At 65.2% G+C, this 18,524-nt stretch carries 13 protein-coding genes; 9 read left to right on the forward strand and 4 right to left on the reverse strand.

The features are described 5' to 3' along the window. The first annotated feature begins 206 nt into the window (after positions 1-206). The 3 genes from ACG2LG_RS06935 (at position 207) to ACG2LG_RS06945 (ending at position 4,492) form a co-directional block, all read left to right on the forward strand. The gene (locus tag ACG2LG_RS06935) at positions 207-1,517 is read left to right on the forward strand and encodes a CCA tRNA nucleotidyltransferase (RefSeq protein WP_396257559.1); all 1,311 of its coding nucleotides are present in this window, start codon (positions 207-209) and stop codon (positions 1,515-1,517) included. 144 nt (positions 1,518-1,661) lie between these two features. Next, positions 1,662-3,611 (forward strand): acetate--CoA ligase, encoded by a 1,950-nt coding sequence (gene acs / locus ACG2LG_RS06940; RefSeq protein WP_396257561.1) that lies wholly within the window; start codon positions 1,662-1,664, stop codon positions 3,609-3,611. Between the two features lie 11 nt (positions 3,612-3,622). After that, positions 3,623-4,492, forward strand: coding sequence for a hypothetical protein (locus tag ACG2LG_RS06945; RefSeq protein ID WP_396257563.1), 870 nt, complete (start codon positions 3,623-3,625; stop codon positions 4,490-4,492). Positions 4,493-4,513: 21 nt separating this feature from the next. Here ACG2LG_RS06945 and mpl read toward each other — a convergent pair whose 3' ends face one another. Genes mpl through ACG2LG_RS06960 form a run of 3 tightly spaced genes read right to left on the reverse strand, consistent with a single transcriptional unit; the run spans position 4,514 to position 7,718 of the window. Then, positions 4,514-5,896 carry a UDP-N-acetylmuramate:L-alanyl-gamma-D-glutamyl-meso-diaminopimelate ligase gene (mpl, locus tag ACG2LG_RS06950; protein ID WP_396257564.1) on the reverse strand — a complete coding sequence of 461 codons (1,383 nt, stop codon included), beginning with the start codon at positions 5,894-5,896 and terminating at the stop codon, positions 4,514-4,516. A 3-nt stretch (positions 5,897-5,899) separates the two neighbouring features. Further along, positions 5,900-6,781: a haloacid dehalogenase-like hydrolase gene (locus ACG2LG_RS06955; protein ID WP_396257566.1), complete on the reverse strand. Its 882-nt coding sequence runs from the start codon at positions 6,779-6,781 to the stop codon at positions 5,900-5,902. 52 nt (positions 6,782-6,833) lie between these two features. Further along, positions 6,834-7,718 carry a TIGR01777 family oxidoreductase gene (locus ACG2LG_RS06960; RefSeq protein ID WP_396257568.1) on the reverse strand — a complete coding sequence of 295 codons (885 nt, stop codon included), beginning with the start codon at positions 7,716-7,718 and terminating at the stop codon, positions 6,834-6,836. A gap of 83 nt (positions 7,719-7,801) precedes the next feature. On the opposite strand from ACG2LG_RS06960, the gene ACG2LG_RS06965 reads away from it, so the two are divergent. The 6 genes from ACG2LG_RS06965 to ACG2LG_RS06990 all read left to right on the forward strand — a co-directional run bounded on the left by ACG2LG_RS06965 (position 7,802) and on the right by ACG2LG_RS06990 (position 17,509). Next, positions 7,802-10,300: an LPS-assembly protein LptD gene (locus tag ACG2LG_RS06965; RefSeq protein ID WP_396257570.1), complete on the forward strand. Its 2,499-nt coding sequence runs from the start codon at positions 7,802-7,804 to the stop codon at positions 10,298-10,300. Positions 10,301-10,421: 121 nt separating this feature from the next. Next, complete coding sequence (locus tag ACG2LG_RS06970) at positions 10,422-11,060, forward strand: NAD(P)H-dependent oxidoreductase (protein ID WP_396257572.1); 639 nt, start codon at positions 10,422-10,424, stop codon at positions 11,058-11,060. Between the two features lie 82 nt (positions 11,061-11,142). Further along, on the forward strand, positions 11,143-12,840 hold the full coding sequence (locus tag ACG2LG_RS06975; protein ID WP_396257573.1) for a hypothetical protein: 1,698 nt from the start codon (positions 11,143-11,145) through the stop codon (positions 12,838-12,840). Between the two features lie 46 nt (positions 12,841-12,886). Then, positions 12,887-13,792, forward strand: a complete 906-nt coding sequence (gene rimK / locus ACG2LG_RS06980; protein ID WP_396257575.1) for a 30S ribosomal protein S6--L-glutamate ligase — start codon at positions 12,887-12,889, stop codon at positions 13,790-13,792. 118 nt (positions 13,793-13,910) lie between these two features. Then, complete coding sequence (locus ACG2LG_RS06985) at positions 13,911-14,984, forward strand: succinylglutamate desuccinylase/aspartoacylase family protein (protein ID WP_396257577.1); 1,074 nt, start codon at positions 13,911-13,913, stop codon at positions 14,982-14,984. 113 nt (positions 14,985-15,097) lie between these two features. Then, positions 15,098-17,509, forward strand: a complete 2,412-nt coding sequence (locus tag ACG2LG_RS06990) for a glycosyl hydrolase family 95 catalytic domain-containing protein (protein WP_396257579.1) — start codon at positions 15,098-15,100, stop codon at positions 17,507-17,509. 75 nt (positions 17,510-17,584) lie between these two features. Here the strand turns inward: ACG2LG_RS06990 and ACG2LG_RS06995 are convergent, their stop codons facing one another. Continuing rightward, positions 17,585-18,478, reverse strand: a complete 894-nt coding sequence (locus ACG2LG_RS06995; protein WP_396257581.1) for an amidohydrolase family protein — start codon at positions 18,476-18,478, stop codon at positions 17,585-17,587. Positions 18,479-18,524: the final 46 nt, after the last annotated feature.

Consider the following 18,524-nt stretch of genomic DNA (forward strand, 5'->3'; position numbering starts at 1 on the left):
GGCGAGGGCGCAGGGTGAGGCGGTCTCGAAGTGCCAAGTGAAAAGTTCCAAGTTCCAAGGGGAGCGCCGGCGTCCCGCCGGCTTCGTTCGGCATCCTGCCGAACGCCGAACCGCTGAAGCAGGGACGCCGACCTTCGTCGCCGCAGGCGCTGATCCTTTGGAACTTGGAACTTCTCACTTGGCACTTCGGAGCGCAGCTTCGCCCCGTGACTGCCCGCGATGCCGCCTGCGACCTGGCCGCCCGCCTTTCGGCGGCCGGTCACCGGGCCTTGTTTGCGGGTGGCTGCGTCCGCGACGGATTGCTCGGGCACGAACCGAAGGACTACGACATCGCCACCTCGGCCACGCCGCGGGAAATCCTCGGGATCTTCCCAGGAGGCAACGAAGTGGGAGCACACTTTGGCGTGATCATCGTCCGGCACCACGACCATCCCGTGGAAATCGCCACGTTCCGCACCGATGGATCCTACCGCGACGGGCGTCGACCGGAGTCGGTCGAGTTCTCGACCGCCGAGGAGGATGCGCAGCGTCGCGATTTCACGATCAATGGCCTCTTTGAGGATCCGTCGACCGGCGAAATCATCGACCACGTCGGCGGACGCACCGATCTCGATGCCCGCCGGCTTCGCTCCATCGGCGATCCGGCGGCCCGCTTCGCCGAAGACTCGCTGCGCCTGCTGCGGGCGGTGCGTTTCGCGACCACGCTCGATTTCGAGATCGAGCCTGCCACCTGGCAGGCGATCCGCGACCACGCCGGTGGCCTGACCCGGATCGCCCCCGAGCGCATCCGCGACGAGTTTTCCAAGCTGATCACCTCGCCCCGCCGGGCGCACGGACTCGACCTGCTGGTGCACTCCGGGCTGCTCGCGCATTTCCTGCCCGAGGCACTCGCGATGATCGGCTGCGACCAACCGCCCGAGTGGCATCCCGAGGGCGACGTTTACACGCACACCCGGATCATGCTCGACCTGCTCGGGACCGGGGCGCCGCTGGAACTCTGCCTCGCGGTGCTGCTGCACGACATCGGCAAGCCGCCGACCCGCACCTGGGACGAGGAGGCCGGCCGGATCCGCTTCAACGGCCACGATGCGCTCGGCGCGAAGATGGCCGCGGAAATCCTCCGGCGCCTGAAGTATCCCAACAAGGTGATCGAGGAGGTGGCCTTCATGGTCTCGCGGCACATGCGCTTCATGCACGTGCAGGAGATGCGGGTGGCCAAGCTCAAGCGCTTCATGGATGCCCCCACATTCCCCCGCGAACTCGAGCTGCACCGGGTCGATTGCGCGTCGTCGAACGGCTTCACCGACAACTACGAGTTCCTGCTGGCCAAGCGCGACGAATTCGCCCGCGAGCCGCTGGTGCCACCGCCGCTGGTGACCGGCAAGGACCTCATCGCCCTCGGGCTCGAGCCCGGTCCGCGATTCAAGGAGCTGCTCGAGGGGGTCCAGACCGAGCAACTCGAGGGTCGGCTGGCGGACCGTGAGGCGGCGATCGAGTGGCTCCGCGACATGCTTTGAAGCGATCGCCGACACGGGGTCGGACGGATGCCCGCACCGGTCGAAAGCAAATAAAGCGGAGGATTCGCAACGAATGCCGCAAGAATTGGGTCGAAGCCGCGGTGCCATTCTCCCTAGGCTCTCGCCTGAAATCTCCCGCTACCCATGAGCACCAAACGCAAGAGCAAGTCACCCGAAGCCCAGGTCTTCAAACCGGACAAGAAGTTCGCCAAGACCACCCGCATTTCCAGCATGGCGCAGTACAAGCGCATGTGGAAGGAGTCGATCGACTCGCCCTCGAAGTTCTGGGCCCGCGAGGCCAAGGACCTCACCTGGCAGAAGAAGTGGAGCAAGGTGCTCGACTGGAAGGCGCCCTTCGCCGAGTGGTTCGTCGGCGGCAAGATCAACGTCTGCGAAAACTGCGTCGACCGCCACGCCGACGGCCCGCGCAAGAACAAGGCTGCCATCATCTTCGAAGGCGAGCCCGGCGATCGCACGGTGCTCACCTACGCGCAACTCAAGCGCGAGGTCTGCAAGTTCGCCAACGTGCTCGAGGCCAACGGCGTGAAGTCGAAGGATCGCGTGATCATCTACATGCCGATGATTCCCGAAGCGGCCATCGCGATGCTCGCCTGCGCCCGGATCGGCGCGGTGCACTCGGTCATCTTCGGCGGCTTCGCCGTCGATGCGATCGTCGACCGCCTCGAGGACTCGGGGGCGACCACGGTGATCACCGCCGACGGCGGCTGGCGCCGCGGCAAGGTGGTGCCGCTCAAGGACAACGTCGATGCCGCCCTCGAGAAGTACAAGGGGGTGAAGAAGGTGATCGTCGCCAAGCGCACCGGGCAGGACGTGACCATGAAGCGCGGCCGCGACCTGTGGTGGAACGAGGAATGCGCCAAGGTCCCCGGCACCCACAAGGCCAAGGCCTTCGATAGCGAGCACCCGCTGTTCATCCTCTACACCTCGGGCTCGACCGGAAAACCCAAGGGCATTCTCCACACCTCCGCCGGCTACCTGATGGGGACCTACATCTCCTGCAAGTACATCTTCGACATGAAGGATGACGACGTCTACTGGTGCACGGCGGACGTCGGCTGGATCACCGGCCACTCCTACATCGTCTACGGCCCGATGGCCAACGGGGTGACCCAGGTGATGTACGAGGGGGCGCCGAACCAGCCCGACTTCAGCCGCTTCTGGCGGATCTGCGAGGACCTCGGCGTGACCATCTTCTACACCGCACCGACGGCGATCCGCGCCTTCATCCGTGCCGGGGAGGAATTCATCAAGCCCTACGATCTTTCCTCCATCCGGCTGCTCGGCTCGGTGGGCGAGCCGATCAACCCCGACGTCTGGCTCTGGTACCGCGAACACATCGGCGGCGGCAAGGCCCCGATCGTCGACACCTGGTGGCAGACCGAGACCGGCTCGATTTTGATTTCACCCCTTCCCGGCTGCACGCCGACCATTCCCGGCACCGCCACCCTGCCCTTCTTCGGGGTCGACGCGGCGATCGTCGACGAGACCGGCGAGGAGTGCAAACCGGACGAATCCGGTCGGCTGGTCCTGCGCAAGCCGTGGCCGTCGATGCTGCGGACGATCTACAACGACAAGCCGCGCTACAAGAAAACCTACTGGGGCGACTTCAAGGGGCTCTACACCGCCGGCGATGGTGCCCGGCGCGACAAGCAGGGCAATTTCTGGATCACCGGGCGGATGGACGACGTCCTGAACGTCTCCGGCCACCGTCTCGGCACCGCCGAGATCGAGGGCGCGCTGGTGGCCCACGAGGCCGTCGCCGAGGCGGCCGTGATCGGTCGTCCCGATGACCTCAAGGGCCAGGCCGTGGTCGCCTTCGTCAGCCTCAAAGGAGGCAAGACGGGCGACGATGCGCTGCTCAAGGAGCTGCGGAATCATGTCGGCAAGCTCATCGGGGCCATCGCCAAGCCGGATGACCTGCACTTCACCCCCGCCCTGCCGAAGACCCGCTCCGGCAAGATCATGCGCCGCCTGCTCAAGGAGCTGGTCGCCACCGGAAATGTCACCGGGAACACAACAACGCTTGAAGATCCGACAGTTATCGACAATCTGAAGAGGATTCTCGGTCGCTGAGACGATCTTTCATGACCACCGCACAGTATTTCATCGCCCGCGTCGCGCTGGCTTTCGGCATCAGCCGGAAGCAGCGGCGGCGCGCCGAAGCGGCGAGTGAAACCCACCTGCTCCGCGAGGCCGAACAGCTGCTCGGCGAACGAATCTGGGAGCGGGTGGAATCGGTCGAGGAACTCGGCATCGAGTACTGGAACCTGCGGCGGTTGCACGTGAAGCGCGACGAACTGAAGGAGAAGCTTCACGAGGCCGAGGACCTGCTCACGCAAGCCCACGAGCAGCGGGCGGAACTGCTGGGAGCCAAATCGGAGATGACCGAGGATCTCGAAGAGGAGCGCTCCCGCATCCTCGCGGAGCTGGACCAACTGGCGAGGAAGCGCGACGACATCGTGCGCCGAGCCCGCGACATCCGGCGGCTTTACGACGGCATCAAGACCAAGCTCGAGGTCCTGCGGGCCGAGAAGCGCGACGATCCGGCAACCGAGGAAGCCTCCCGCAAGCGAATGACCGAACTGCGCGGCCAGTTCGATGCCCTGAAGGCCGAACGGACCGAGATCGCCGGAGAAATCGCGCGGCAGAACGCGAAGATCGACAAGCTCGACACCAAGCTCGACGAGGAACGCACCAGGCACCGGACGGACGCCGCCGAGGCATTCCAGATGATTGGCGAGGCGAACCAGAAAATCTCGTCATTCAAGGCGGAGATCGGCCTGATGGAGACCGAGATGCAGCAGCTCTACGGCGAAATCGGCCGGCACGTGAGCCGCACGATCAAGACCAATCCGGTGTGCCGCGACGCCACCCGGGACTGGTCGTCCATGGTCGACGTGATGGAGGCGCTGCGGCGCTCGATCCAACTCAACCACCGGCTCTCGGGAGGCTGACGCTCCCGCGGGAATCCCGCCTCAATCGGCGAGGGCCTCGAGCAGGAGTTGGTGGATGCCGCCGAAGCCCCCGTTGCTGAGCACCGCCACCACGTCCCCGGCCACCGTTTCGGCGGCCACCGCCTCGACAATCGCCTCGACTCCGGGAATGTACCTGCCCTTGCCGCCCGGCACATTCGCCGCCACCGCGGCCGGATCGAGCCGGTCCTCCGGCGGCACCTTTTCAGGATCGGGCAGGGCCGCGATGACCGCCACATCCGCTCCGGCCAGACACTCGGCCAGTTCGTTCTGAAAGATCTTCCGCTTGGTGGTGTTGGAGCGCGGCTCGAAGAGCACCCACAGGCGGCCCTCCGGGTGCTGCTGACGCAGCGCCTCGACCGCCTGGCGGATCGCCGTCGGGTGGTGCGCGAAGTCGTCGATCACCTTCACACCGCCGGCCACGCCGCGGAGCTCCTGGCGCCGGGCGATGCCCTGGAACGACGCCAGACCCTCCCGGATCTCCTCGTCCGAGAGTCCGGCGTGCCGCGCGGCCGTGGCCGCCATCGCCGCATTGCGGACATTGAACTCCCCGGGCATGGCCACCGAGAATCTCGTCGCTCCCAGATCGAACGCGCTGCCCCCCGGGGTGTATTCCACCGACTCGATGCGGACGTCGCAATTCGATCCGAAGCCGACCTTGGTGACCGGACACGGCGCACCTCCGGCGACATCGAGGCAGTTCGGGTCGTCGCCATTGACCACCGCCAGTCCGTTCCGGGGCACCACCCGCAGCAGGCGCTCGAAGCTCAGCTTGATCTGGTCGAGGTTGTCGTAGATATCGGCGTGGTCGAACTCGATGTTGTTGATCACCGCGACCTCCGGCAGGTAGTGGAGGAACTTGGAGCGCTTGTCGAAAAAGGCGGTGTCGTACTCGTCGCCCTCCAGAACGTTGAACTCCGAGTCGGGGAAATGGGCACCGCGTCCGAGGTTGCGGGGCAGCCCGCCGATCATCCAGCCGGGATCCCGCCCCGCCGACAGCAGCAGCCAGGCCAGCAGCGAGCTGGTCGTCGTCTTGCCGTGGGTTCCGGCGACCACCAGGTTGCGTTTTCCCCGCAGGAAATACTCCTTCATCACCTCGGGCAGCGAGACGTAGAGCAGGCGGCGGTCGAGCGCCTCCTCGGCCTCGTCGTTGCCACGGCTGATCGCATTGCCGATCACGATCGCATCGGCACCCTCCGGGATGTTGGAGCCACGGTAGCCCTCGACCACTTCGACCCCCTCGTCGCGAAGGAAGTCGGACATCGGCGGATACACGTTGGCGTCGGAGCCGGTGACGGTGAATCCCTTGCGCATCATGGCCGCGGCCACCGAGCCCATGGCCGTTCCGCAGACCCCGACGAAATGGAAGTGCTTCTTCTCTGGCATGAATCAGAAGGTCGGAGCCGAAACCGTGCCGCGATCCGTCTCTTCGCGACGATTGCGCAGGATGCGGTCGGCGATCTCGCGGACCATTTCGCTGAGCAGCAACCACAGGTGGCTTCCCTGCCGGTAGTCGGCCGGGGCGATGTGCTTCACCCGGTTGGCGTGGGCACAGAGCTGGAAGCACTTGCGGAAGCTGCGCCCGCTCTCGTCATCCGGATTGTAGACCGCGATGCCGTGCCCGCCATTCCGTGAAATGACCGTGAAGCAGGGCACGTCGGTCGGGCCGTCGCCGACATAGACCATGTTCTCGAAGGGAACCGGCCGCAGCTCCGGCGGCATGTGGTCGTTCACGTCCTGCGAATACTCCAGCATCCCCTTGTTGATGCGGAAAAGGAACTGCGTCTTGGTGGTGTGCGAGATCGCCCGCTTCGGGAACGAGATGTTCCCGGCATCGTCGACGCCGAACTCGCAGCCGAAGATCGCCTTCACCTTGTTGCGGAGCCGCGATCCCTCGAGCAGTTCCTTCAGGCCCGAGGAGATGATGTAGAACTCGATTTCGATGCCGGCCGCCTCGTGGTCCGGGGAAAGGATCGTGCCCGAGAGGTCGTCGAAGATCTCGGGAACCCCAGGGAAAAAGCGCAGGCCCTTGCCGAGTTCCCGCAGCCGCTCGTTGGTGACGCGGTCCATCTCGAGGTAGTCGAGCAGGCACTTGAGGTAGGCCAGCTCGCCATCCCACTGCGAGTCGGCGACCAACGAGTTGCACTTGCTCCAGAACTGCCCGGGGTCGATCCCGAACTCGGGAAACACCACGTCGTCCTGCATGTAGCGGGGACTCAGCGTCTGGTCGTAATCGAAGACCAGGGCGATCTTGTTCTGGGGTGTTGCCATCGGAGTGCCAAACCCAAGCCCGCCACCTCCCCGGCGACAAGTGCAATTCCGTTCAAAGCAGCTCTTCTAGCGCATCCTCGAGCCTCGGGAAGCGGAAGCGGTAACCGCTCTGGAGCAAGGCCTCGGGCATCACCCGCTGGCTTGCCAGCAGGGCGCCGGAAAATTCGCCCAGACCGACCCTCAGAGCCCACTCGGGAGCATGGAAGAACGCCGGCCGCTTCAGCCTTGCCGCGAGCTTGCGGGTGAAGTCCGCATTCCTCTCGGACTCGGGGGCGGCACCGTTCACCGCACCACTCAGTTCCCCACAGTCCAGCACATGCACGATCCCGCCGGCCAGATCCGCCTCGTGGATCCACGGCATCCACTGCCGCCCGTCGCCAAACCGGCCTCCCAGACCGAGCTTGAAGACCTTGCGCATCTTTCCCCAGGCCGCACCACCGGATCCGAGGACGATGCCGGTCCGGATCTTCGCCACCCGCACCCCTTCCGGAGCCTCGTCCGCCGCCGCTTCCCACTCGCGGCAGAGTTCGGCGAGAAACCCCTCCCCGGGTTCCGCCTTCTCGTTCAAGGGCTCCTCTCCCCGGTCACCGTAGATTCCCACCGCGGATCCATTCACCAGGACAGCCGGGCGATGCCCTTCCATCCCCCGGAGGAGGGCCCGCGTGACCCCCACCCGGCTCTCGCGCAGCCGCTCCCGCACCGCCGCCGTCCAGCGTTGGTCGACCGGTTCGCCGGCCAGGTTCACCACGGCGTCCAGCCCGGAAAGATCCGGCACATCCTGCCAGCGACGCCACTCGTCGACGGCCCCTCCCGCACGGCGCTCGCGGCGACTGAAGCCGACCACCCGCCAGCCCGACGCGGAGGCGGCCGAGGCCACTTCGCCCCCGATGAAACCCGAAGCTCCCACGATTCCAACCGTCCGCCGTGGCTTGTCCATGCCGAAGCATCAACCGGCACGGTTGCAGTGCAATCGCTTTCCAACTTTACTTGGCCGCCGCCAATCCCTGAGATCCAGTCCCGATGAGGTTCGTCCCGGTCTCCCTGATTCTTCTCCTTCCGCTGTTCGCCCAGGAGCCCGCACCCATCGCCCCGGTCGAGCCCGTCCCCCTGCCAACCGAGGCCGACCTCATCGACGCCGAAGAACTCGCGCCGGCCGAACCGGAGTCCGTATCCCTGAGCTTCTCGGGCGGGGCCGATTACAAGAAGGAGACACAGACGCTCACCTCGCGCGGCGCGGTCAGTGCGACCACCGATACCGGCATGGAGCTCCAGGCCAACCGCGGGCGCTACCTCGGCAAGGACAAGCGGCTTGAGGTCGAAGGCAACGTGAAGCTGCGGACCGAAACCGGCGTCGAGGTCTTCGCCGACCGCGGCGTGCTCGATGACGCGGCGAAGACGGTGACGCTCACCGGAAACGTCAGCATCTATCAGGGCCAGACCCTTCAGAGAGGTCAGCGGGTCGTCTACCTGATGGAGGAGCAGAAGATCGACGCCTCGAATCTCCGGACCGGCGTCGACCCGCTGCTGCTCGAGGCGGACGGTTTCACCGTCGAGGAGCGGAACGGCAAGCAGGTCTTCGTCGGCCGCGATGCCGGCATCACCACCCACGACGTCGAGGATCCCGGCTTCTGGGTGCGCGCCGACGAGACCACCGTCTATCCGGAAGACCGGGTCACCTTCAAGAACCTGAAACTCTATGCCGGCGACACCCCGATCTTCTGGCTGCCCTACCTGGCACAGCCGCTGGATGGCGACCTCGGCTATCACTTCATTCCCGGCGCCCGCACCAACTGGGGCGTCTACCTCCTGAACAGCTACGGGATCATGCTCGGCCAGGGCGACGGGGTCGCCGCAGACGACGCTTGGCTCCTGTCCCGCTGGCGATTCGACCTCCGCTCGAGACGGGGCGTCGCGGGGGGCCTCGACCTCCTCGACCGCCGTGTCGAGGACAACGAGGCCCTCACCGGACTTTCGCTCTACTATGCGAATGACCTCGATCCGACGATCAGCCGCACCGGGCTGCCCCGGCCGACCGTCAACGAGGACCGCTGGAAGGCGCAGCTCCGCTACCGGGTGCCCCTGCCGATGGAAGGAGGCGAGCGCTGGCGTTTCGACAGCAACATCACGGCACTGAGCGACAACTACTACCTCGAAGACTTCGATCCGCGCGAGTTCCGGATCGATCCTGCGCCGGACAACACCTTCGGCCTTTTCCGGCATGGCGACCAGTCGCTGCTGGGCGTCGTCGCCCGCGTCCGTCCCAACGATTTCTACCGTTCCGACTCGCGGCTCGAGCTTTCCTTCGAGCAATCGCGGCGGCCCATTTTCGGCACCTCCATCCTCCACGAGGGCCAGACGACCTTCGGCTTTCTGAATGAAAAGATCGGAGGACCGACGAACTCGATCATCCAGGCGATCAACGCCCTGCCACCGGGCAATCCGCGAATCCCGGTCCTTTTCAGCCAGCTGCCTCCCTATGAACGGCAGATTCTCCAACTCATCCGCAGCCTGCCTCCCGGCAGCCCGGCCATCCCGTCGCTGAATGCCCAGCTCTACGACCCGGGATACACCCGCTTCCACACCTACCAGGAGGTCTCGCTGCCGATGAAGCTCGGCGGATGGCTCAACTTCACCCCGGAGGCAGGGCTGGGCTACAGCCGATACATGTCGGTCAACGGTCCGGCCTCCTCGCTCAACCGCACCCACCTCTACGCCGGAGCCGAGGCTTCGGTGAAGTTCACCCGGGATCTCGGGGATTACCGCGATCGGGACTGGGGCATCGACGGCCTGATGCACGTGTTCCAGCCCTACCTGCGCTACTCGTTCCTCAGCACCGACGACCTCGACCCGCTGTTTCCCGCCATCGACCGGGAGTATTTCTCCACGCGGCCGCGGACCCTCGCCCCCAACCGCTTCACCGCCATCGACTCGCTACGCGACTGGTCGATCCTCCGCATGGGGATGCGCAACCGGCTCATCACCCGTCGCGATGGGCAGAGCTTCGAGTGGCTTTACCTCGATACCTACATCGACACCTTCTTCGAGGATCCCGAACTCTCCCGGTCGTTTTCGAACCTCTACAACGATCTTCTCTGGAACCCGCTGCCCTGGCTCTCCGTGCAGCTCGAAACACAGATCCCGGTCATCAGTGACGGCTCCGGCTTCTCGGAGGCGATCGCCCGCCTCCGTTTCATGCCCAACGAGAATCTCGAATTCTCGATCGGTGCCCAGTATCTCAACAACCACCCCATCCTGCTCGATTCCACGCGCCTCGACCTGCGGGGATACCTGCGCCTCAACGACAAGTGGGGCATCGGCGCCACCCACGTCTGGGAACTCGACGACGGCACGCTCGAACTCCAGCAGTACACGATCAACCGCGACTTCAACCACTGGGTGGGATCACTCGGCTTCACCACCCGGGACAACCGGATCGAGAACGAGTACGGCGTCGTCCTCGCCATCTCGCTGAAGGACTTCCCCTCGGCCTCGCTGCCGCTATCGCTCGACGCGCAGTAGGTCCCCCACGGCTCCCTCCGCTCCCGGCCCGCTGATTCCCGCACCCCTGCGAAAGGCCGGCCCGGGTTGACACTTGCGCCACCCGGACTCCCCGCCAGACTACCGGGAAAGCACGCTGCGCATGGATCCATCCAAACTCCTTTCCGCCCTCAACTTCCGCTACGCGACCAAGGCCTTCGACCCCGCCAAGACGATCCCCGCCGAGACCTGGGAGGCGCTGCTCGACTCTCTGGTTCTCGCTCCCTCCTCGTTCGGACTCCAGCCCTGGCGCTTCGTCGTGGTCGAGGACCCGGCGCTGCGCGCCGAACTCCGGAAGGTCTCCTGGGGCCAGTCGCAGGTCACCGATGCCGACAAGCTGGTGGTCTTCACCTCGCGGGACGACCTCACCCCCGAAGACACCGCCCGCTGGCTCGACCGGCTGGCCGAGGTCCAGGGACAGGACCCCGCCACCTTCGAGGGACTCCGCAAAGTCATCGACGGGTTTGCCAACAACATGACGGTGGAGGAGCGCCACTCATGGAACGTCCGGCAGACCTACCTTGCGCTCGGGCAGTTCATGACCTCGGCGGCCGTGCTCGGGATCGACACCTGCCCCCTGGAAGGTCTCGACCCTGCGAGCTACGACAACATCCTGGCCCTCACCGGCAGTGGCTACGCGACCTGCGTCGCCTGTGCGGTGGGCTACCGGACGGAGGACGACCATCACGCGGCCCGCCCCAAGGCGCGCTTCCCGCGGGAGGACGTCATCCAGGCCATCTGAACCATGCGGATCGAACGCCGGCAAGGTGCCGGAGAAGTCTGCTAGACAGACTCGTGGATCGAGCGTCATAGTGTTGGAACCGATGATGCGCCGGAGAACCCCAGGTCTGTTTTTCACGCTTCTGCTCGCGCTGCTGGCGCCCTTGGCTCTGCTCCGGGGCCAGGAAGAGGCCACCTCGCCGCCGGACAAGACGCTCGAAGCGCTGCAGTCCACCATTCCCCTGCTCAAGAGGGAGCAGGCCACGCTGGATGACCTTCGCCAGCGCCTGGAAGACACCGCCAGTGACGTCGAGCGGGAAAAGATCGAGGCGGAGATCGCCTCGGTTCGTCAGCGCATGGACGAACTTCGGAACAACTTCCGGACGATCGCATCAGGCGTGGATGAAGATGCCTATTTCGAGGACCAGACCGGCAGCACGAGCTTCAACCAGGAGTTCCAGGAGATCCTCAAGCCGGTCTTGGAAGAACTGCGCGACGCCACTTCGGCACCCCGCGAGATGGAGGAACTCCGCGACGGCCTTGCCACCGCGACCAGCCGTCGTGACCTGGCCGACTCCGCCGTCCGGCGACTCGATGAGTTGCTGAAGCGCGAGGATCTTGACGAGGCGATCGTCGGGCAAATCAAGAGCACCCGGTCCCTGTGGCAGGAACGCCTTGACGAGGCGGCAGGCCGGATCGCCGTGATCGAGGCCAAGCTTGCCGAGCGCGACCGGCAGGCCCCCTCCGTGCTCGAATCGATTTCCAACGCCATCTCCCGCTTCTGGAAAAGCCGCGGTCTGAACCTGCTGATGGCCATCGGGGCATTCATCGTCTCCTCGATCCTCGTGCGCCGTCTTTACCGCTTGCTCAAGCGGATGAGCCCCTTTCACCGCAAGGGCGAAACACGGCTGACGGCGCGGTTGGTCGACCTGGTGGCGGTGATCGCCGCGGTCGTTGCCGGCATCGGGGCCGCCCTGATCGTCTTCTATCTCCGGGGCGACTGGTTGCTGCTCACCGTCACGGCCATCCTCATCGCCGGGCTCCTCATCGCCTCGCGGAACTCGCTCGTGCCCTACATCGATCAGGTCCGCACCATGCTCAATCTCGGACCGGTGCGGGAAGGCGAACGACTGGTCTACGACGGCGTCCCGTGGCGGGTCGACAGGCTCGGCATCTACTGCCGCTTCACCAACCCCCTCCTGGGAGGCGCCGTTCTCCGGCTTCCGATCCGGACCGTCAACGGGCTGCACTCCCGGCCCTGCCACCGCAAGGAGCCGTGGTTCCCCACCAAGGAGAACGACTGGGTCATCCTCGGCGACGAGACCTACGGAAAGGTCGTCCAGCAGACCCCCGAGAGGGTCACGGTTCTGAGACTTGGCGGCAGCCGCAAGACCTATCCCACGTCCGAATTTCTCTCCCTCTCGCCGGAGAACCTGTCCACCGGCTTCCGCGTCAGCTCGACCTTCGGCATCGACTACGGACATCAGGCCATCAGCACCCTGGAAGTTCCGGGGGTTCTCGCCGCACGATTGGAAGCCACCCTGCTTGAAGCATTCGGCCATGAGGCCGTTCAGAATCTCAACGTCGAGTTCGAGGCGGCGGGTTCCTCCTCCCTCGACTATGCGATCCTTGCGGACTTCACGGGAGAGGTCGCCCACCGTTTCAAGGCCATCGGACGACTCCTTCAGAAGGTCTGCGTGGATGTCTGCAACGAACACGGCTGGGTGATTCCATTCACCCAGGTCACGGTGCATCAGGCCGGCACCGGGGTTTCCCTTGACGCGCCCGACCCGCAGGCCTAGCCGTCGTTCCCCGGCGAGAGAACATCCCGGGCCCAGCTGCTTTCCCATGAACATCGCCGTCCTTTCCCGCAACGCCAAACTCTACTCGACCCGCCGGCTGCTCGAGGCGGGCAAGGAACGCGGCCACGACATCCGGCGCATCGACTATCTCCGGTGCCACATGAACATCACCACCATGCGTCCGCGGATCTACCTCGGGGACGAGGAGATCTCGGCGGTGGACGCCATCATTCCGCGGATCGGCGCGAGTCACACCTTTTACGGCACCGCCGTGGTCCGGCAGTTCGAAATGATGGGAACCTACCCGCTCAACGAGTCGGTCGCCATTTCCCGTTCCCGCGACAAGCTGCGCTCGCTGCAACTCCTCGCACGAAAGGGCATCGGACTCCCGGTGACCGCCTTCGCGCACGACACCAAGGCCACCGGCCACCTGATCAAGCTGTGCGGCGGCGCGCCCATCGTCATCAAGCTGCTCGAAGGCACCCAGGGGGTCGGCGTCGTGCTGGCGGAAACCCAGAAGGCCGCCGAGTCGGTGATCGAGGCATTCCGCGGACTCGAAGCCAACATCCTCGCCCAGGAATTCATCGCCGAAGCCGGCGGATCGGACATCCGCTGCTTCGTGGTCGGCGACAAGGTGGTGGCCGCGATGAAGCGTCAGGGGGCCGAGGGCGAGTTCCGCTCCAACCTCCACCGCGGCGGCTCGTCGACGGTGGTCAAGATCACCCCCGAAGAACGCTCGACGGCGGTCCGCGCGGCCCGCGTCATGGGTCTGAACGTCGCCGGAGTCGACCTGCTGCGCTCCAACCACGGCCCGGTGGTCATGGAAGTCAATTCCTCGCCGGGGTTGGAAGGCATCGAACACGCGACCGGCAAGGATGTGGCCGGCAAGATCATCGAGTTCATCGAAAAGCGGGCCCAGGCCGGCACCACGCGCACCCGCGGCAAGGGCTGACCCGGATTTCTTCATCCGTGATCGGGTGCCCGACCGAGCGGGCCGAGCAAGGAAGAGCAAACGCCGCCCGGGCATCTTTAGGGTTTCATGTTCAGCCGATCGATCTTCAATCTCGCCCATGGCAAAGAGCCCCAGGGCCGAACCCTTTCAACTTGGTGACGTCTCGGTCGCGCCCGGCACCCGTGAGCGCGTCCAGCTCGACGTCGGCACCTATCTGACCTCGGAATCGCTACGGCTGGCGGTCCATGTGCTCCACGGGCGCCGACCCGGCCCGGTGACCCTGGTCACCGCCGCGATCCACGGCGACGAGACCAATGGCACGGAAATCGTCCGCCGCCTGCTCCGGGAGCGCCGCCTGAAGCGGCTGGCCGGCACCCTGCTCGCCATCCCCATCGTCAACCGTCCGGGCTTCGTCACGCGTTCCCGCTACATGCCGGACCGCCGCGACCTCAACCGCCTCTTTCCCGGCAGCCCGACCGGCTCGCTCGGCTCGCGACTCGCCAAGGTCCTCATCGACGAGGTGGTGAAGCGGGCGGATGTGGTGATCGACCTCCACACCGGAGCCGTCAACCGCCCCAACCTTCCCCAGCTCCGGATCAGCCCCGGTCGCTCCGCCGAACTGGAGCTGGCCCGCGTCTTCGCGCCACCCGTGATCCTCGCCGGGGAGCCCAGGGAGGGCACCTTCCGTCATGCCTGCCGCGCGCTCGGAAAGACCTGCCTGCTCTACGAGGCCGGCGAGGCGCTGCGCCTCGACACGCCGGCCATCCGCTTCGGTGTCCAGGGCGTGCTGTCGGTCCTGCGCCAGCTCCAGATGCTGCGCGGCAAGTCACCCATCCGCCGGCTCCCGCTGGTGTGCTCGCGCTCGTTCTGGGAGCGGGCGCCGGCCGGCGGCATCTTCACTCCGCTGGTTTCCCTCGGAAGGGCGGTCGAAGCCGGCACCCAGCTCGGTTTCGTCGCCGATCCCCACGGCACCGGCGACACCCCGGTGCTCGCCAGCAGGCCCGGGCTGCTCATCGGGCGCACCAACGACGCGGCCGCCGACGAGGGAGACGGTCTGTTCCACCTCGCGTCGCTCGAGGGCATCGACCAGGCCGAGTCGCGCATCGCCCGCACCGCGGAAAACCTGCCTTCGGCACACGACGACGAGGATGACCACCCGGTGCCCTACGATTCGTTGAACGACACCATCTGAGCAAATTCGGCGGAGGCTTTCCCATGAAAGCCACAGCTTGACGGGGCCCTCGAACGTAGCAACATCAAGGAGTCAAAGTTGAATTTCACCAGCCCCCCCGGAATCCTTCCGTCATGAAGACCACCCTGCACATCGCCCGAATTCTCGCTCTCTTCTCCATTTCCATGAGTCCCGCCCTTTCCTCGTCGCTTCCCGTGCCGGACCGGGGCTTTCTCAGCAGCAGGCCCGCCGCCAACTGGGAGGAAGGCCTGATCTGCGGCAACGGCACCCTCGGCATGCTCGCCTTCAGCCATCCCAACGACGAGCGGATCATCTTCACCCACGAGGAACTGTTCATGCCGATGGGCGATCCGGTCGTCCCGCCCGATCAGTCCATGCACCTGCCGGAAATCCGGAGTCTCATTGCCGAAGGCAAATACAAGGAGGCCGAGGCCCTGCAGGCGAAGTACTCCGGCCAGGATGGCTTCATGTACCCGGACTACTTCGTGCCGGCCTTCGACCTGCAGATCACCCAACCGGGCGGTGAGGCCCGGGACTATGCCCGCACGGTGGACTTCTCGACCAGCGAGGCCCGCATCAAGTGGACCAACGATCTCGGCACCTTCGAGCGCGGCCTGTTCTGCTCACGGAAAGACCGGATCGCCGTGGTCCGCTTGCAGGCTGAAAAGCCCGGCTCGCTCAACGCCACCCTCAAGCTCGTCCCGCGCAAGACCAGCGACGAGTTCAACAAGGACACCGACATCGCCAAGAAATCCAGCGACTCCTTCAAGGAGCACTTCGGCGACATCGAGAGCCGCTCCACCTCGGACTCCCTGTCCTACAGCATGCAGTGCCTCAAGGCCTACGAGGGCAGCATCACCGCCGTCAACGGCCACGCCCGCGTCATCACCAAGGGCGGCAAGGCCACTGCCAAGGACGACGGCTCGCTGGTGGTCGAGAATGCCGACGAGGTCCTGCTGCTCGTCGACATCGCCCTGCCCCGCGAAAAGGGCAGCGACCTTTTCGACGAACTTGCCGCCAAGCTGGACAAGGTCGAGGCCGACTACGACAAGCTGCTCTCCAGCCAGGCCAAACTCCACGGCGAACTCTTCAACCGGGTCAGGCTCGACCTCGGCGGCAGCGCGGAGGACCACAAGAAGAGCACCGAGGAACTGCTCGAGATCTCCACCTGGGAGGACATCAACATGGCCCTTCTTGAGAAGGAATTTGATGCCGGCCGCCACAACATCATCTCCTCCACCGGAAAACTGCCACCGAACCTGCAGGGCATCTGGGGCGGCACCTACGTGCCCAACTGGGCCAGCGACTTCACTCACAACGGCAACGTGCCCTCCGCCATCGCGGCCAACCTGCCGGGCAACATGCCGGAGCTGACCCCGGCCTACACCAGCTACATCGAGTCGCTGATTCCCGATCTCCAGCTCAATGCCAAGCATCTCTTCGGCGCCCGCGGGATCGTCCTGCCGTCGCGCACCAGCACCAACGGCTACAACAACGCCTACTCGGAGAACTTCGCCGGCGGCATGTGGGTCGCCGGTGCCGGAAAAGCCGCCCGCTTCTTCTACGACTACTACCTCTTCACCGGTGACGAGGAGTTCCTCGCCAAGCACGCCGTGCCCTACCTCGAGCAATGCGCGCTGTTCTTCGAGGACTACCTTTACGAGGACGAAAACGGCCAGTTCGTCTTCTCACCGACCCAGTCGCCCGAGAACTGGCCCGAGGGCAGCGACTCACAGGCCACCTTCAACGCGACCATGGACGTCGCCGTTGCCAAGGAAGTCCTGCACAACCTGATCGCGGCCTCCCGCACCCTGGACATCAACGCCGACAAGATCCCGAAGTGGAAAGGCATGCTCGCCAAGATGCCCCCCTACATGCTCAATGAGGACGGCATCATCAAGGAGTGGCTGACGCCCAAGCTCGGCAACAACGACAAGCACCGCCATTCCTCCCAGCTTTATCCTCTCTACTACGTCATGCCCGAGGAGATCGAGCAGGACCCGAAACTGGTCGAAGGTTTCCGCAAGAGCGTGGAGTTCAAGCTGGCCGAGCACTGGAAGGACCCGGAGGACCGCGGGTTCATGTCCTTCGGCCTGGTCCAGCTCGGTCAGGTCGTCTCGACCCTCGGCGACGGCGAACTCTCGCTGCTCTGTCTGCGCCACCTGGTGAACCGCTTCTGGCTCAACAACCTGGCGTCGATGCATAACCACCGCCACCTGTTCAACATGGACATCAGCGGTGGCCAACCCGCCCTGATCATCCAGATGCTGGTCGGTTCCGACGTCGGGGAGGTCAAGTTGCTGCCCGCCCTTCCGAAGGAGTGGAAGACGGGCACTCTGGAAGGCGTGCTCTGCCGCGGTGCGATCGAAATCAACCGGCTCCACTGGACGCCCGGCAAGGTGGAGGTCGCGATGACCTCGAAGGAAGCACAGACCATCGATCTGATCCTGCCGGGTCAGGAGCCCCGCAAGGTCGAGCTGTCGGCCGGCGAGACCGTCAAGCTGGAGCTCCCGCGAAAAGGCTGAGACAGGGGGAAAGGCGGACTTCCGTCCGGTGCCCCGAGCGTATGGGACGCGGGGCCACGGTCCGTATTCCCTCGATCAGAAGCCGTAGATCCGCACCGCGTTGCCACCCCAAATGGCCGCCTTTTCTTCCTCACTGAGTCCGGCGACCAGCTCGGTCACGCACTCGACCCACTGCCCGTACTCGGAGCGCAGCAGACACACCGGCCAGTCGGAGCCGAACATCAGGCGACCGGCGCCGAAGGCCTCCAGCACCGTCTCGAAGTAGGGCCGCAGCAAATCCACATCCCACTCCGCATCGCGGACCTCGGTCACCATGCCGGAGACCTTGCAGCTGACATTCTCACGGCGGGCGAGTTCGCGGGTGTTCTTTGCCCACGCCTCGTCGAACGCGTCGCGCCGGACCACCGGCTTGGCGATATGATCGACCACGAAGATCTGCTCCGGGTGGCGATCGACGAACTCGATCGTCTGCGGCAGATGCTTCTCGAAGATCAGGATGTCGTAAACCAGCCCGTAGTTCATGAGCCGCCGGATGCCCTCGTTGAAATCCTCGCGCAGGATGAAGTCGTCGTCCGGCTCGTCGTGCACCACGTGCCGCACGCCGCACAGCTTCGGATGCGGGGCGAAGCGCTCGAGGAACGGCTCGCCGGCATCCTCGAGCAGCGGCACCCAGCCGACCACGCCACGCATCCAGTCGTTCGCCTCCGCGAGCCCCAGCAACCACTCGGTTTCCTCGACAATCTGCCGCGCCTGAACGACGACGCTGCCACCGATCCCCGAGCTCTTGAAGTTCCGCGCGGCATCCCCGGCGAGGAAATCCCGGCGGATGACCGACTTCTCCTCGTCGATCCAGGGATAGTCGGTGTCGTTGATGGCCCACAGGTGGTGATGGCTGTCGATTTTCATGTCCCAAGGCAATCCGACCCGGTCCCGGCTGTCCAGCCCATCGAGGGCCGTGCGGGACTTCATCCATCCAAAATCCGCCATCGACAAAAGCTCCGGCCCGACCAAGGTC

The organism is Haloferula sp. A504, from assembly GCF_044385805.1.
Taxonomy (GTDB): domain Bacteria; phylum Verrucomicrobiota; class Verrucomicrobiia; order Verrucomicrobiales; family Akkermansiaceae; genus Haloferula.

Coding starts and splice junctions, on each gene's coding strand:
- ACG2LG_RS06975 (WP_396257573.1), top strand. CDS start 11,143: ATGATGCGCCGGAGAACCCCAGGTCTGTTTTTCACGCTTCTGCTCGCG.
- ACG2LG_RS06990 (WP_396257579.1), top strand. CDS start 15,098: ATGAAGACCACCCTGCACATCGCCCGAATTCTCGCTCTCTTCTCCATT.
- ACG2LG_RS06955 (WP_396257566.1), bottom strand. CDS start 6,781: ATGGCAACACCCCAGAACAAGATCGCCCTGGTCTTCGATTACGACCAG.
- ACG2LG_RS06960 (WP_396257568.1), bottom strand. CDS start 7,718: ATGGACAAGCCACGGCGGACGGTTGGAATCGTGGGAGCTTCGGGTTTC.
- ACG2LG_RS06995 (WP_396257581.1), bottom strand. CDS start 18,478: ATGAAGTCCCGCACGGCCCTCGATGGGCTGGACAGCCGGGACCGGGTC.
- ACG2LG_RS06985 (WP_396257577.1), top strand. CDS start 13,911: ATGGCAAAGAGCCCCAGGGCCGAACCCTTTCAACTTGGTGACGTCTCG.
- ACG2LG_RS06970 (WP_396257572.1), top strand. CDS start 10,422: ATGGATCCATCCAAACTCCTTTCCGCCCTCAACTTCCGCTACGCGACC.
- rimK (WP_396257575.1), top strand. CDS start 12,887: ATGAACATCGCCGTCCTTTCCCGCAACGCCAAACTCTACTCGACCCGC.
- ACG2LG_RS06965 (WP_396257570.1), top strand. CDS start 7,802: ATGAGGTTCGTCCCGGTCTCCCTGATTCTTCTCCTTCCGCTGTTCGCC.
- acs (WP_396257561.1), top strand. CDS start 1,662: ATGAGCACCAAACGCAAGAGCAAGTCACCCGAAGCCCAGGTCTTCAAA.
- ACG2LG_RS06945 (WP_396257563.1), top strand. CDS start 3,623: ATGACCACCGCACAGTATTTCATCGCCCGCGTCGCGCTGGCTTTCGGC.
- mpl (WP_396257564.1), bottom strand. CDS start 5,896: ATGCCAGAGAAGAAGCACTTCCATTTCGTCGGGGTCTGCGGAACGGCC.